The sequence below is a fragment of the Prosthecobacter sp. genome (assembly GCF_044227185.1).
GTDB lineage: Bacteria > Verrucomicrobiota > Verrucomicrobiia > Verrucomicrobiales > Verrucomicrobiaceae > Prosthecobacter.
The window spans coordinates 450,215-464,756 of record NZ_JBGAFO010000005.1 but is presented as its reverse complement, the minus strand read 5'-3'; the positions used below and the strand labels follow the sequence as shown (position 1 = coordinate 464,756).

11 protein-coding genes are annotated in these 14,542 nt (G+C 62.9%); 6 read left to right on the top strand and 5 right to left on the bottom strand.

Features of this window, described 5'->3' with window-relative positions:
* The first annotated feature begins 91 nt into the window (after positions 1–91).
* From ACILSQ_RS14775 to ACILSQ_RS14765, 3 genes are all read left to right on the top strand, one after another.
* Positions 92–2,467: a protein kinase domain-containing protein gene (locus ACILSQ_RS14775; RefSeq protein WP_395744412.1), complete on the top strand. Its 2,376-nt coding sequence runs from the start codon at positions 92–94 to the stop codon at positions 2,465–2,467.
* On the top strand, positions 2,464–3,180 hold the full coding sequence (locus ACILSQ_RS14770) for an RNA polymerase sigma factor (protein WP_395744411.1): 717 nt from the start codon (positions 2,464–2,466) through the stop codon (positions 3,178–3,180). The genes ACILSQ_RS14775 and ACILSQ_RS14770 overlap by 4 nt, the downstream gene beginning before the upstream one ends.
* A gap of 197 nt (positions 3,181–3,377) precedes the next feature.
* A complete protein-coding gene (locus tag ACILSQ_RS14765; RefSeq protein ID WP_395744410.1) occupies positions 3,378–4,031 on the top strand; it encodes a transposase in 654 nt (217 codons plus the stop codon).
* 179 nt (positions 4,032–4,210) lie between these two features.
* On the opposite strand, the gene aspS is transcribed toward ACILSQ_RS14765, so the two are convergent.
* Positions 4,211–6,013, bottom strand: a complete 1,803-nt coding sequence (gene aspS / locus ACILSQ_RS14760; protein ID WP_395744409.1) for an aspartate--tRNA ligase — start codon at positions 6,011–6,013, stop codon at positions 4,211–4,213.
* Between the two features lie 108 nt (positions 6,014–6,121).
* On the opposite strand from aspS, the gene ACILSQ_RS14755 reads away from it, so the two are divergent.
* Positions 6,122–7,609 carry a sulfatase gene (locus ACILSQ_RS14755; protein WP_395744408.1) on the top strand — a complete coding sequence of 496 codons (1,488 nt, stop codon included), beginning with the start codon at positions 6,122–6,124 and terminating at the stop codon, positions 7,607–7,609.
* Between the two features lie 295 nt (positions 7,610–7,904).
* Positions 7,905–8,501 carry an RNA polymerase sigma factor gene (locus tag ACILSQ_RS14750; protein ID WP_395744407.1) on the top strand — a complete coding sequence of 199 codons (597 nt, stop codon included), beginning with the start codon at positions 7,905–7,907 and terminating at the stop codon, positions 8,499–8,501.
* Between the two features lie 191 nt (positions 8,502–8,692).
* Here ACILSQ_RS14750 and dtd read toward each other — a convergent pair whose 3' ends face one another.
* The 4 genes from dtd to ACILSQ_RS14730 all read right to left on the bottom strand — a co-directional run bounded on the left by dtd (position 8,693) and on the right by ACILSQ_RS14730 (position 11,855).
* Positions 8,693–9,145, bottom strand: a complete 453-nt coding sequence (gene dtd / locus ACILSQ_RS14745) for a D-aminoacyl-tRNA deacylase (RefSeq protein ID WP_395744406.1) — start codon at positions 9,143–9,145, stop codon at positions 8,693–8,695.
* A 70-nt stretch (positions 9,146–9,215) separates the two neighbouring features.
* Positions 9,216–9,473 carry a hypothetical protein gene (locus ACILSQ_RS14740; RefSeq protein ID WP_395744405.1) on the bottom strand — a complete coding sequence of 86 codons (258 nt, stop codon included), beginning with the start codon at positions 9,471–9,473 and terminating at the stop codon, positions 9,216–9,218.
* A gap of 46 nt (positions 9,474–9,519) precedes the next feature.
* Positions 9,520–10,449, bottom strand: coding sequence for an amidohydrolase family protein (locus ACILSQ_RS14735; protein WP_395744404.1), 930 nt, complete (start codon positions 10,447–10,449; stop codon positions 9,520–9,522).
* A gap of 173 nt (positions 10,450–10,622) precedes the next feature.
* Positions 10,623–11,855 (bottom strand): thymidine phosphorylase, encoded by a 1,233-nt coding sequence (locus ACILSQ_RS14730; RefSeq protein ID WP_395744403.1) that lies wholly within the window; start codon positions 11,853–11,855, stop codon positions 10,623–10,625.
* A 67-nt stretch (positions 11,856–11,922) separates the two neighbouring features.
* Here ACILSQ_RS14730 and ACILSQ_RS14725 point away from each other — a divergent pair, with 67 nt between their 5' ends.
* Positions 11,923–14,361, top strand: coding sequence for a PSD1 and planctomycete cytochrome C domain-containing protein (locus ACILSQ_RS14725; protein ID WP_395744402.1), 2,439 nt, complete (start codon positions 11,923–11,925; stop codon positions 14,359–14,361).
* Positions 14,362–14,542: the final 181 nt, after the last annotated feature.

The window sequence follows — 14,542 nt, the reverse complement described above, 5'->3', positions numbered from 1 at the left end:
AAGGGATTCCACGGCACAGGATGAAGTTTCTGGCCTGCGCTGCATGATCTTGTGTAACCTCCGCCGCTACATTCCCCATGCAGCCGGTATCATGGCCTCATCTCCCCCTTCCTCTGATCCCTTCCACGGGCTGAACCCTGCCGAGTTGATGGCCGCTGCCGCCATGCCCACGGACGGCGGCGCGGACACGCTCCCGCTCACTCCACGCGATCTGCCCTCGCTGGCGGAAATCGCCGCTGCGTTTCCCGATCTCGAAATCCTCGATCTCATCGGGCACGGCGGCATGAGCGCGGTCTTCCGCGCGCGGCAGCCAAAGCTCGACCGCATCGTCGCTCTCAAAGTGCTGCCCAAATCCCTCGCGGCCACGCCGGGTTTCGCAGAGCGTTTTACTCGCGAGGGCCGCGTGCTCGCACGGCTCAGCCATCCCAACATTGTGACCGTGCATGACTTCGGCGAGAGCGGCGACTTCTGCTTCCTCATCATGGAATACGTCGATGGTGTGAACCTGCGGCAGGCCATGCGTGCCGGCCGCTTCACACCGGAGCAGGCGCTGGGCATCATCCCCGTGATGTGCGAGGCGCTGCAATACGCCCACAGCCAGAGCGTGCTGCACCGCGACATCAAGCCCGAGAATGTGTTGCTGGACGCGAATGGGAAGGTGAAGATCGCGGACTTTGGCATCGCCAAGATTCTGGATGAAAAGGAAGGTGACTCCATGATGCTCACGCAAAGCGGGGCGAAGCTGGGCACCGCGCCCTACATGGCGCCGGAGCAGATCGAAAAACCCGGCAGCGTGGACCACCGCGCGGACATCTACAGCCTGGGCGTGGTGTTTTATGAGATGCTCACCGGCGAGCTGCCGCTGGGCCGCTTTGCCGCACCTTCGGAGAAAGCCGACGTCAACGGCAGCATGGACGAGATCGTCTTTCGCGCGCTGGCGAAGGAGCGCGAGCGTCGGCAGCAGAGCGCGGGAGAATTTAAAACGCAGATCGAAGGTGTGGCGTCGCTGCCGCCGCAGGCGCAGCGCTCGCTGGCCATGCAGTTTCAGAGCTTTGAGTACAAATCCAAGTGGAGGCTGTTTGGCATGCCGCTGCTGCATGTGGCGCACGGGGCGGATCCCGCCACAGGGCGCAAGCGTGTGGCGCGTGGCGTCTTTGCCTTCGGCGACCGGGCTGTGGGCGTGGTGGCTTTTGGCGGCTATGCGCGCGGCGTCTTTGCCTGCGGCGGAGCGGCGGTGGGCGTGGTGGCGGTGGGAGGCGTGGCGGCAGGGCTGGTCTGCTGGGGCGGTGTGGCTCTGGCGCTGCTGCTGGCCTACGGCGGATTGAGCGTGGGATATCTGGCCGCCGGCGGCCTGGCGCTGGGGTGGGCGGCGGTGGGCGGTATCGCGGTCTGCATGCACGGCTATGGAGGCGTGGTGTATGCGCTGGCCAGCGGCGTCGGCGGGGAGGTGCATGCTCCGCAGGTGATCCAGAGCGCGGCGCAGGCGCCGGAGCCGCTGCGCCTGCTGATATATCTGACAGACAAGACGGGCTCCACGGGAAGCTGGATCTGGCTGCCGCTGATGCTGCCGTCCCTGCTCATGCCGTGGTGGGCGCGCAAGCAGCTCGAATTTGAAGCGCGGGGCGGTGCGCAGCGGGTGACGGCATGGCATGAGCGGCCCTCCCGCATGCTGTGGCTGCTGCCCGCGGCGCTGTTCCTTTTCCTCATGTTCCTGTGGTTGGGCCGCCATTGGGCGCATGCCGGCCAGACGGGAGTCAGCGCACAGGTCTGCATCGCCACTGCCATCGCGTTCGAGGGTGCGGTCTTCGCGGCGTTGAGCCTGCCTCTGTGGCTGCGCCTCGTGCCGATCAACTCCCTTTATGGCGTGCGCTTTCCCTCCACAATGGCTTCCGATCAACGCTGGTATGACGTGAACGCCGTTTTCGGCCGGCATTTCTTTTTCTGGTCGTTCGCCGTCATCGCCGCGGGCGTGGCGGGCTTTTACCAGCTGCCGCGCCACCAGGATGCGTATGTGTGGGCGGCCATCACGCTCACGCTCGTCAGTGCGGCGGCCTCGGTGGTGTCAATGCTGGTCTGGATGCACCGGCACCCCGTGGGTGGGCCGGAGATCAAGCCGCACCGGCTGGTGAAAAACCTCGAGCTCGTCATCCCGGTGGTCGTGCTGATGCTTTTCATCCGCTCGTTCATTGCGCGAGCCTACATCATTCCCCACGGCAACGAACCTGGCGTGGCCAAAAACAGCCGCTGGATCGCCTCCCACCTCGACACGGGATTTGCGCCCGGAGATCTCATTGCCTATGCGCATGAAACCGGGCAGACGTGGCTGGCCCGCGTGGTCAGCGTGGAGCCCAAGGGCCTGCTGCTGAAACGTGGCAGCAGTGCGGAGGAGTTCCTGATGCCCTGGGACAAGATCATCGGGAAGATGCTGTTTTCGTACTATTCGCCGGATGCGAAGCCCCAGCCATGACCTCCTCGTTTCAGGACACCCGCTGGACGCTCGTCTCCCGCTCGCGTGGCAGTGACACGCAGGCGCAGGCGGCGCTCAGCGAATTGTGCGAGGCCTACTATGCGCCGGTGGTGGCCTTTCTGCGGCGCGATGGAAGAGAGGAAGGCATGGCGCGGGATCTGGCGCATGACTTCTTCGCCAAGCTGCTCGCGGGTGGCGCGATCGACGGCGCGGACCCTCTGCGTGGGAAATTCCGCAGCTACCTGCTCACGGCCCTGAAGCGCTTTGCCGCGGATCAGCGGGCTCGGGATCATGCGGCGAAGCGCGGAGGCGGGCAGGTGCATGCAGTGATCGATGGCGAGCCTGAGCAAACAGGGGCGGGTTTGCAGATTGCAGACACGCACGTGGATGCGCCCGATGCCGCCTTTGACCGTCAGTGGGCGCTGACGGTGCTCGCTCGTGCCATGGCCCGGCTGGAAACAGCGATGCGGGAGGATGGCAAGGCCGCGCACTTTGATGTGCTCAAACCCTGGCTCACGGCGGAGGGCGATGCCACTCCGCAGAGCGATGCGGCTTCCCGGCTGGGAATGAGCGTGGAGGCGGTGAAAGTGGCCGTGCACCGCCTGCGAAAACGCTTTCGCGAGGCGGTGAAGGAGGAAATCGCTCAGACCGTGGGGCAGGCGGGAGATGTGAGGGAGGAGCTGGATGCGCTGATGGGGGCTTTGAGGAAGTGAAGTAGCCTTGTTCCTGTGGAACAAGGGAACACTCCGCAGACAGCCAGGAACCCGGTAGTCCAAAAGCGCCCTGCAAGCGAAGCGCGACGCGCCCCATGCCGCCCAGCGGCAAAGAAAGCGCAGCTTTATGCTGATGGCCTTGGATGCAGCGGAGCGGTTCCTTGTTGCACAGCAACAACGCTACTTTACGCTTCGCGATGGAATACCGCTTCTTTGACCCCGCGGCGAAGACGGATGTCAGCCAGGGCAATCTTCCACATTGGGAGCAGCTGAATGCCTTCTACTTCATCACCTGGCGTATGGCGGATTCCATGCCAAAGGCTGCGCTGGAGCGTTGGGAAAAGGAGCGTGACTCATGGCTGAGGGCGCGTGGGATTGATCCATCAATCGAGGATTGGCATCGGGTGTTTGAAATCTTGCCAGACGCCGACCGGCAGGAGTTTCATCAGCTCTTCACCGCGCGCTGGAACGCCCTGCTCGATGAGGGGCATGGTGAATGCGTTCTTCGCAGACGGGACCTGGGTGAGGTCGTCGAAAGCAGTTTGCGATACTTTGACGGCGAACGCTATGACCTGGAGGCCTTTGTCGTCATGCCAAACCACGTGCATGTCCTGGCGGGAGTTTCAGGGCGCGGCGAGATGAAAAAGCATTGCCGCAATTGGAAAAACTTCACGGCGATGCAGATCAACAAGGCCCTCGGTCGTGAAGGCCAGTTCTGGCAATGGGAGAGCTTTGACCACCTCGTTCGCACACCCGCAAGCCTGGAGAAGTTCCGGGAGTACATCCTGAACAATCCCATCAAGGCCCGCCTGAAAGAAGGCGAATATCGCGTCTGGGCGAAGCCAAAGTAGCCTTGTTCCTGCGGAACAAGGCAGCGCTCCGCAAACAGCCCGGAGCCCGGCGGTCCAGAAAGACCCTGCCTGCGAAGCCCAGTGCACCCCATGCCGCACAGCAGCGAAGAGGCTTCATGGCGTGCCGCTGGTTGTGGGTGCGGCGGAGCGGTTCTTTGTTCCGCAGGAACAAAGCTCCTTTACGCCGCCTCCGGCTTCTTCTCCTTGTAAGTGCTCTGGATGTAGATCTCCCGCAGGGTCTTGAAGTCGATCTGCGTCGGGCTGTCCGTCATCAAATCGCTGCCCTTGTTGTTTTTCGGGAAGGCGATGACTTCGCGGATGCTGTCCTCTCCGCTCACCAGCATGGCGATGCGGTCCAGGCCCAGCGCGAGGCCGCCGTGGGGCGGGGCACCGAAGCGGAAGGCGTCGAGGAGGTGGCCAAACTTGTGCGCCTGCTCCTCTTCGTTCACGCCGAGCACGCTGAAGAGCTTGGCCTGCAGATCCTTTTCATGAATTCGGATGGAGCCGCCTCCAAGTTCGTAGCCGTTGAGGACCACGTCGTAGGCTTCGGCGCGCACCTTGGCATATTCGCCGGCTTCCATGAGCGGGATGTCCTCGGTCTTCGGACGGGTGAAGGGATGATGCACGGCCACCCAGCTCTGCGTCTCCGCATCCTGGGCCAGCAGCGGGAAATCGACGACCCACAGGAAGTTCAGCGCGGTGCTGTCCTTGGTGAGCTGCATCATGTTGGCGATCTCCACGCGCACGCGGCCGAGAATGTCGCAAGCTTCCTGCCAGGTGCCGGCGTAGAAGAAGATGAGGTCGCCTTCTTCGGCGCCGAGCTTTTGAATCATAGCCTGCTGCTCCTCGCCGGCGAAGAACTTCCACAGCGGGGACTTGTACTCGCCGTTTTCAATCTTGATGAAGGCGAGCTGCTTCACCTTCATGCCGGCCTGCGTGGCGATCTCGTTGAGGCGGATCATCTGACCGGTGGTGATGCCGGCAAAGCCCTTGGCATTGATGGCGCGCACGACGCCGCCGTTTTCAATGGTGGTGCGGAAGATCTTAAAGCCGCTGTTCGCAAACACATCGGCCATGTCCACGATCTCGTTGCCGTAGCGCGTGTCCGGCTTGTCGGAGCCGTAGCGGTCCATGGCCTCCTGGTAGGTCATGCGTGGAAAGGGTGCGGGGATGTCGCGGCCGGTGCCGGCCTTGAACATGCTCACGAGCAGGCCTTCGACGAGGTTCACGATGTCATCGCGCTGGATGAAGCTGGCCTCGATGTCGATCTGGGTGAACTCCGGCTGGCGGTCGGCGCGCAGGTCTTCGTCGCGGAAGCAGCGGGCGATCTGGAAGTAGCGCTCCAGGCCAGCCACCATCATGAGCTGCTTGTACTGCTGCGGGGCCTGCGGCAGCGCGTAGAATTTGCCGGGGTTCAGACGCGCAGGTACGAGGAAGTCGCGCGCGCCTTCGGGCGTCGGGTTGCTGAGGATGGGTGTCTCCACCTCGATGAAGCCGGCGGCGTCGAGGTGGTTGCGCGCGGCGTTGGTGATCTTGTGGCGCGTGCGGATGTTCCGGTTCATGCGCTCGCGGCGCAGGTCCAGGTAACGGTACTTCATCCGCATGTCCTCGTTGGAAAGCTCGCGGTCGAGCTGGAAGGGCAGCACATCGGCCTTGTTGAGCACTTTGCACTCGGAGGCGACGATCTCGACATCGCCGGTGCCCAGCTTGGCGTTTTCGGTGCCCTTGAGGCGTGCGGCCACCTTGCCGGTGATCTGCAGCACGTCTTCATCGCGCAGGTGATGGCTCTGCGCGGCGAGCTCGGCGTTTTCTTCCGGGCGGAAGACCACCTGGGTCAGGCCTTCGCGGTCGCGCAGGTCGATGAAGATGACGCCGCCATGGTCGCGAGCCGAATTCACCCAGCCACACAGTGTGACATTCTGGCCGATGTGCTCAGAGCGGACGGCGTTGCAGTGAAGAGAACGGTAGGCGTTGGGGATCATGGCGGAAAAAAGGGCGCGTAGAGTCGGCGGATTCGGCCCGCGTGCAAGGGGGAATGGCGGGGGCAGAAGGCGGGCAAGGTCCGGGCGTGCGCGGCGTTTTCATGGGCCATGTTTTGGAAATCCCTTCTTCTCCTCGCCGTCTCTGCCGCCGCGCTCCACGCCGCTGAGCGGCCCAATGTGGTCTTCTTCCTGGTGGATGATCTGGGCCAGCGCGACCTGGGCTGCTACGGCAGCACCTTTTACGAGACGCCGAATATCGACCGCCTGGCCAGAGAAGGTGCGCGGTTTACGGATGCCTATGCCGCCTGCCCGGTCTGCTCGCCCTCGCGTGCGGCCATCCAGACCGGCCGCTGGCCGCAGCGCACGGGCATCACGGACTACATCGGCTCTCCGCTGAAGCCGGAAGGCTGGAAGCGCAACACCCACCTGCTGCCCGCGCCGTACTCAGACCGCCTGGCGCATGAGGAGGTGACGCTGGGAGAGCTCATGAAGAGCGCGGGCTACGCCACCTTTTTTGGCGGGAAGTGGCACCTGGGCCCGGAGGGCTTCTGGCCGGAGACCCAGGGCTACGATGTGAACATGGGCGGCACCGACCGCGGCGGCCCCTATGGCCGTGGCAAATACTTCGTGCCCTACGACAACCCGCGCCTGCCGGATGGGCCGCCCGGCGAGCACCTGCCGGACCGCCTGGCCACCGAGGCGGGGAAGTTCATCGAGGCACACAAGGCGCAGCCTTTCTTCGTGTTCTTCTCCTTCTACTCCGTGCACACGCCGCTGATGTCGCGCCCGGATTTGCAGGCGAAGTATGAGGAGAAGCGGCAGAAGCTGGGCCTGCAGCCGAAGTTTGGCCGTGAGGAGCCCCGCGATGTGCGCCTGGTGCAGGAGCACGCCGTCTATGCTGGCATGGTGGAGGCCATGGACGCCGCCGTGGGCAAGGTGCTGGCCAAGCTGGAGGCGCTGGGCCTGGACAAAAACACCCTGGTCATTTTTACCTCCGACAATGGCGGCCTGAGCACCAGCGAGGGCTCCCCCACTTCCAATCTGCCCCTGCGCGGTGGCAAGGGCTGGCTGTATGAGGGCGGCATCCGCGAGCCGCTCATCGTGCGCTGGCCGGGTGTAGTGAATCCGGGGGCGGAGGTGACCACGCCCGTATGCAGCCCGGACTACTACGCCACGCTGGCCGACCTGACCGCCACCAAGCCGGTCCACAAGATCGACGGCGAGAGCCTGCGCCCGCTGCTGGAGGGGAAGGGAGACCTGCCCAACCGCGCGCTCTTCTGGCACTACCCCCACTACGGCAACCAGGGCGGCGCGCCCGGAGCCGCCATGCGCCAGGGCGACTGGAAGCTCATCCAGTGGTATGAGCAGGACCAGCCCGAGCTTTTCAATCTGAAGACCGACCTGGGCGAGACCCACAATCTCGCCTCTCAGGAGCCAGGGCGGGTGCAGGCCATGCTGAAAGAACTGGAGGCCTGGCGCAAGGACGTGGGTGCTGTGATGCCCACCAGCAATCCGCGCTATGACAAGGCTCTGCCCAATGGCCGGGAGGCACCGAAGCCCGCCCCGAAGAAAGCCTCAGGAAAAAGGGCTAAGTAACACCAGTTTTTAAGGGCTGATTTCACCATCCAAACAGGGCTCGGACGCCGATTCCATGGGCGTACCCAGTCGATGTGCGCGCTCTGAAACAAGCCCGTTTTCGGGTGGGCAAGGAAGCTGGGAATATTTTCCATCTGCTCCGTCTCATCCATAAGCGGCCTTCACCTCCATGATTAATTTCTAGGTCGCAAAAAGTTAGACAATACGCTCAAAAAGTTAGACAAAACGGAAACAAATCTTTGACGAAACGACTTTTTGTCGCAATTATTAACTTTGTCAGCTTCCCCCAATCACCATGAACGCGACTGAAAAAACCCCTGAGTTAGACCCCAATGTCCTCGAAGACATCCGCCTTCTGAAGCGCATCTCCGAGCGTGACTCCGCCAGCTTTCAGACCTTCTACAAAAAATATAGCGGCCTCATTTTCGCTTCCATCTCCAATGTCCTGAACGACCACCACGATACGGAGGACGTCATGCAGGAGGTTCTGGTGCAGGTCTGGAACAAGGCCCACCTCTACGAGCCCCGCAAAGGCAAGCCTCTCACCTGGCTGACCACTCTGGCGCGCAACCGGGCCATCGACCGCATCCGCTCCAAGCAGCGGCGCTCACGCCTCAATGACGACTTTGAAACCGAGAACAAAAAGGATCAGTTCGAATTTGAGCCCTCCGGCCACGAAAACCTGGAGTTCAAGGAACGCGACACCATTCTCCACAATGCGGTGTCACGCCTCACTCAGGATCAGCGCGAGGCCATCGAGCTGACCTACTTCACCGGCCTGACGCAGGCTGAAGTGGCCGAGCGGCTGCATGAGCCGCTGGGCACCATCAAAGCCCGCATCCGCCGCGGTGTGAACCGCCTCGAAACGCTGGTGAAGCCCCGGTTGTCCTGATCCCGCACTTTCCCCCACAAACCTGAAAACCCAAAACGAGAAGGGCGGACTCCGGTCCGTCCTTCTTTGTAAGTAGCCTTGTTGCTGTGCAACAAGGGAGAGCTCCGCCACACCCCAAGCACCTGGTCAGGCCTTTCCGCCTGATTTGTGTCTCAGAAAGCGCATCCTTGTTCCGCAGGAACAAGGCTACTTCACTCCCGCGCCCGCGAATCAATGCAGATCGTCACCGGGCCGTCATTAACCAGCGCCACCTTCATGTCGGCACCGAAGATGCCCCTTGCCACCGGTTTGCCCATTTCGGCCTCCAGCAGCGCGAGGAACTGCTCATAGAGCGGGATGGCCGTTTCCGGCCGCGCGGCGCGGATGAAGCTGGGGCGGTTCCCTTTCTTGGTGCTGGCATGCAGGGTGAACTGGCTCACCACCAGCAGCTCGCCGCCCACGTCCTTCACGCTGAGGTTCATCTTCCCCTCCGCATCGCCAAACACGCGCATCTGCGCGACCTTCTGCACCAGCCAGGTCGCATCTTCGACCGTGTCCTCATGCTCGATGCCGGCAAGGATCATGAAGCCGGTGCCGATCTGGCCGGTGATGCTTCCATCGACAGTGACGGAGGCGGAGGAGACGCGTTGGAGGACGAGGCGCATGAACGGGAATGACGAAACCAGAATGAGGAATGACGAATGACTTTAAATGAGGTATCAGCAGGAAGCCAGATCACGATGCCTTTTCAGATTGCATTTGGAGGGCGTGTCGACGTAGCACCGCGGTGAATTTGTTGGCTCGTACGTAGCCATCGTATTCATCGCGTTCGTCGGTGGTCAGTGTGCCTTCGGTGGACTTGCCGGCGAGTTCTTCGATGCGATCACTCAGGGCTTGCTCTGGTTGCATGGATAGCACCGCGGCCTCTTTACCGGGAAGCCGGAGATTGAACAAGGGCTGCACACCGCGATGAAAAGCAGATTGAATGCTCATGGGACATTTTGAGATTGCATCGTTGCCAAGGACAATTTCAACGACTTTACTTCCGCTCCACCCACCGATACGCCTCTTTCGAGTTCTTCCAGAAGTACTTCTCACACGCCTCGCTGCCTTTGCTGCGGAAGTATTCGTCCACCACTCTGAAGACCCCGTCATACGGGGCGCCTTTGTCGGAGACGGGCCAGTTGCTGCCGTAGATGAGGCGGTCGGGGCCGAAGGATTCCCAGAGGTGGTCGAGCACGGGGAGGTAGTAGGCGGTGTCGGTCGGAGCTTTGCCGTAGTCACACTTCACCTGCTCCACCAGGGCGGAGACCTTCATGAAGGTGTTCGGCTGCTTCGCCACGATGCGGATGTTTTCCTTCCACTCAGGGCGCAGGGACTGGGGATCGCCGGAGGCGCCGAGGTGGTTGATGAGGACGCGCAGGTCGGGCACATCGGCGGCGAGCCTGGCGGCGTGTGGGAGGTAGGTGGGGCCGCCGTTGAGGTCGAGTTCAAGCCCATGTTTGGCCAGAAGTTTCGCGCCCTCCAGCACGGCGGTTTGTTTGGCGGCGTCCTGCAACGACGTGCCGCTCCAGCGCACGCCGCGGAAGATGGGGTTCGCCGCAAAGCGTTGCAGGTTGGCGGCGAACTCTGCGCCGGGATCGAGATGACCGACGAAGCCGACGATGCTTTTCTCCTTCGCGGCGAGATCGAGAATCCACTGGTTGTCCTCCACCAGCGGGCTGGCTTCCACGACGACGGTTTCTTTGACGCCGTGCGGCGCGGCCACAGCCAGCCAGTCGGCAGGCAGCACGGTGCGGTAGAGAGGGGTGCCCTTCGTGGGCCACGGCACGCCGCCGGGGCGGGTGGGATCGTAGAAATGCGTGTGCGTGTCGATGATGCGCGTGGCATGCGGCGCGGCCTGGGCGGATTCATGCAGCAACGCGGAAGTGACAGCGGCGGTGGTCTGGAGAAAGCGGCGGCGATTCATAGGAAGCAAACGTTGGAACAATACAGATTTGCGCCGCAAGTTCAGAGAGGGCCGGGCGCGGATTAAAGTACTCACGAACTTTAGTTCGTTCTGGAAGGGGTGGAGACTTCCAGAGTGAGCTAAAGCTCACAAGTACTTTGCTTCGCAGCAGCGGCAGGTCATTCAGCGCGTGCTCACACAATCTCCACGCACTCCGCCAGAACATCCAGCGTGCGAAACAGCGCGCCTTTGGTGCGGGCGTGCACGCGCAGCAGCACATCGCCCGCGTGCACCTGGGTGCCGGTCTTGGCGATGTGGTCGCAGCCGACGGCGGGATCGATGGGATCGGCGGCCTTCGCGCGTCCGGCGCCGAGCTCGAGGACGGCCTGGCCGATGCCGCCGGCGTCCATGCGGGTGAGGGTGCCGCTGGTGGTGGATTTGAGGTCGCCGATGAAGGGGGCGCGGTGGATGGCGGCCATCTTTTCGAGGGCGTGGGCGCTGCCGCCCTGAGCTTCCACCATGTGCTGGAATTTGCGCCAGGCTGCGCCCTGATGCAGCATGGCGGCGAGGTCGGAGCGGGAGGAAATGGAAACGGTGGAGGCGAGATCGAGGACAATTTCCTCCAGATCCTTAGGTCCCTGACCCTGCAAACAGCGCACGCATTCGGCGACTTCGAGGGCGTTGCCGACGGCTTCACCGGTGGGTTCGTTCATTGGGCTGAGGCGCACGCTGGAGCGGACGCCCATGGCTTCGCCGACGGTGACGAGGCTTTGGGCAAGGCGATGGGCCTCCTCCTGGGTTTTCATGAAGGCGCCGCTGCCCCACTTTACATCCAGCACGAGGCGGTTCAGGCCTTCGGCGAGCTTTTTGCTCATGATGCTGGCGGTGATGAGCGGGATGCTTGGCACGGTGGCGGTGACATCGCGCAGGGCGTAGAGCTTTTTGTCGGCGGGGCAGATGCCGGCGGTCTGGCCTACCATGACGCAGCCGACGCGGTCGATCACGTTGTGAATCTCCACCTCGTTGAGCTGGGTGCGGAAGCCGGGGATGCTTTCGAGTTTGTCCAAGGTGCCACCCGTGATGCCGAGGCCGCGGCCGGAGATCATGGGCACCCAGACGTTGTCGCAGGCCAGCAGCGGGGCGAGGATGAGGGAGGTTTTGTCGCCGATGCCGCCGGTGCTGTGCTTGTCCACCCGCATGGGGTCGTGGTCATTCCACAGCAGCATGCTGCCGCTGTGCAACATGGCCTCGGTGAGCGCGGCGGTTTCCTCCGGCGTCATGCCGCGGAAGAAGATGGCCATGGCCAGCGCGCTCATCTGGTACTCGGGCATGTCTCCCCGGGTGAAGGCGCTGATGACGAAATGGATCTCCTCGGAAGTGAGCACGCCACCATCGCGCTTGTGCTCGATGAGGGTGGGGATGTGCATTTAATCATGCTAGGTTCCCGCATGGTTGTTTGGCAATACTGAACCTGCGGAGATCGTATCCTCTTTTGTGCGCGTCATTTGTGTTCTCCTCAGCCTCAGCTCCGCTGTCATTGCGGGGACGATTGATTTCTCGCGGGACATCCAGCCGATCCTTTCGGACAAGTGCTATTTCTGTCATGGGCCGGATGCGAAGGAGAGGAAAGGGGACCTGCGGCTGGATGTGGAAAAGGAAGCCAAGGCGGTGAAGGACGGCGTGGCGGCCATCCTGCCGGGGAAGAGCGCGCAGAGCAGCCTGGTGGAGCGCATTTTCAGCACCGACCCGGACGAGGTGATGCCCACGCCGAAGAGCAACCGCACGCTGACGGAGGCGCAGAAGAAGCTGCTGAAGCAATGGATCGACGAAGGCGCGAAGTGGGGCACGCACTGGGCGTTTGAGCGCATCGAAAGGCCCAAGGTGCCGAGTGTGGGGGCGAAGAATCCCATTGATGCGTTTGTTCGGGCAAAGCTGGCGGAGAAGGGGATGAAGCCTTCGCCCAAGGCGGATGCGGTGACGCTGCTGCGGCGTGTGTCGCTGGATCTGACCGGGCTGCCACCGAGTGAGGAGGAACTGAAGCAGGACTACACGAAGGCGGTGGGCCGGCTGCTGGATTCACCGCGCTTTGGCGAGCGCTGGGCGTGGGACTGGCTGGATGCGGCGCGCTATGCGGATACCAACGGCTACCAGGGGGACCCCGAGCGGACGATGTGGCCGTGGCGCGACTGGGTGGTGAAGGCGATCAATGAGAACATGCCGTATGACCGCTTTACGCTGTGGCAGCTTGGCGGGGATCTCATCAAGGATGCGACGCAGGAGCAAAGGCTGGCCTCAGGGTTTAATCGCAATCACATGATCAATGGTGAGGGCGGACGCATCGCCGAGGAGACGCGGGTGGAGAATGTGATGGACCGCGTGGAGACCACCAGCACCGTGTGGCTGGGGCTGACGATGGGCTGCTCGAAGTGCCACGACCATAAGTTTGATCCGCTGACAATGCGTGACTACTACGGGCTCTACGACGTCTTCAACCAGACCAGCGAGGACGGCAAGGGGCGCAGCGGGCAGGCGGCCCCGGCCATGGACATGTCCACGCCTGCGGAGCTCGCGCAGGTGAAAGCGACGACTGAAAAAGTGAACGCCATCGCGACGGAAGTGGAGGCGTTTGAGCTGACGAAATTTCCACGTCCGGCGGGCAAGCCGCTGACGGAGTCTGACGCCATCAAGCTGCCGGGAAACCTGCCGAGCTACATCGCCAAGACGGAGCCCAAGAACCGCGGCGTGGACCCGCTGCTGGAGGCGGTGAGTTATTTCAAGGACAAGGACGCCGCCTACAGCAAGCTGCTGCAAAAGCTTCTGGCCGCTGTGCGCGCACGCGTTTCCGCCGCCAATGCCGTGACCAAGGTGATGGTGATGGACACGCTGCCTGCGCCGCGTGAGACCTTCATGCTGGAGAAAGGCGCGTATGACAAGCCGACTGCGACGAAGGTGAGCTTCAATGTGCCCGCGAGCCTGCCGGCGATGAAGGGCGATGCGCCGCGGAACCGCCTGGGCCTCGCGGAATGGATCGTGAGCCGGGACAATCCGCTGACGGCACGGGTGACGGTGAACCGTTTCTGGCAGGCCTTCTTTGGCGTGGGGCTGGTGAAGACGGCGGAGGATTTTGGCCTGCAGGGCGAGGTGCCGCCGCAGCGTGAACTGCTGGACTGGCTGGCGGCCGAGTTCATCGAGAGCGGCTGGGATGTGAAGGCGCTGATGCGGCTGATCGTGACGAGCGAGACGTATCAGCAGTCGTCCAAGATCAGCGATGCGCAGAGCGATCCGGAGAACCGTTATCTGGCGCGCGGGCCGCGCTTCCGCATGCCCTCATGGATGCTGCGGGACCAGGCGCTGTTTGTCTCCGGGCTGCTGCAGGACAGGCTCGGCGGCCCCGCCGTGAAGCCGTACCAGCCGGAGGGGATCTGGGAGGAGGCGACCTTTGGCAAGAAGAGCTATGTGCAGGATCACGGCGATGCGCTGTACCGCCGCACGCTGTATGTGTTCTGGCGGCGGATTGTGGGGCCGACGATGCTGTTTGACAATTCGGCGCGGCAGACCTGCGTGATCAAGGCCACGCGCACGAACACGCCGCTGCAGGCGCTGGTGACGCTGAATGATGTGACCTATGTGGAGGCCGCGCGTGCACTGGCGCAGCGGGTGCTGCTGGGAAGCCGCGGAGATGAAGATGCGGCGCTGCGGCAGGCGTTTCGGGCGGTGATGTGTCGTGAGCCTGCGGTGGCGGAGGCGGCGCTGCTGAAGGCGCAGCTTGGGAAGTTGAGGCAGCAGCAGGCGGGAGATCGTGCGGCGGCGGTGAAGCTGCTGGGCGTGGGGGAGTCGAAGCGGGACGAGTCGATTGATCCGGTGGAGCACGCGGCGTGGACGAGCCTGTGCCTGATGCTGCTGAATGTGGATGAGGCGGTGACGAAGGAGTAGAGAAGGAGAGCGTGCGGCATCCGGCGTCCGCGCGGGATGCGGGTCTGTCGCGTGCGCGAGCAGCCGCGGCTTTCGCATGAAAGCTGCCACCGAAAAGGGTGGCGCTGGGCGTGGCTGGCTGCCGCAGCGCTGACAAAAAAAGGAAGCCCTGCCGCACGCGCCTGCTTTTGACCACGCGGAG

Bases quoted from the DNA above. Each gene is read 5' to 3' on its own strand.
- dtd (WP_395744406.1), bottom strand. From the start codon at position 9,145: ATGCGCCTCGTCCTCCAACGCGTCTCCTCCGCCTCCGTCACTGTCGAT.
- ACILSQ_RS14735 (WP_395744404.1), bottom strand. From the start codon at position 10,449: ATGAATCGCCGCCGCTTTCTCCAGACCACCGCCGCTGTCACTTCCGCG.
- ACILSQ_RS14730 (WP_395744403.1), bottom strand. From the start codon at position 11,855: ATGCACATCCCCACCCTCATCGAGCACAAGCGCGATGGTGGCGTGCTC.
- ACILSQ_RS14740 (WP_395744405.1), bottom strand. From the start codon at position 9,473: ATGAGCATTCAATCTGCTTTTCATCGCGGTGTGCAGCCCTTGTTCAAT.
- ACILSQ_RS14775 (WP_395744412.1), top strand. From the start codon at position 92: ATGGCCTCATCTCCCCCTTCCTCTGATCCCTTCCACGGGCTGAACCCT.
- ACILSQ_RS14755 (WP_395744408.1), top strand. From the start codon at position 6,122: ATGTTTTGGAAATCCCTTCTTCTCCTCGCCGTCTCTGCCGCCGCGCTC.
- ACILSQ_RS14750 (WP_395744407.1), top strand. From the start codon at position 7,905: ATGAACGCGACTGAAAAAACCCCTGAGTTAGACCCCAATGTCCTCGAA.
- ACILSQ_RS14765 (WP_395744410.1), top strand. From the start codon at position 3,378: ATGGAATACCGCTTCTTTGACCCCGCGGCGAAGACGGATGTCAGCCAG.
- ACILSQ_RS14770 (WP_395744411.1), top strand. From the start codon at position 2,464: ATGACCTCCTCGTTTCAGGACACCCGCTGGACGCTCGTCTCCCGCTCG.
- aspS (WP_395744409.1), bottom strand. From the start codon at position 6,013: ATGATCCCCAACGCCTACCGTTCTCTTCACTGCAACGCCGTCCGCTCT.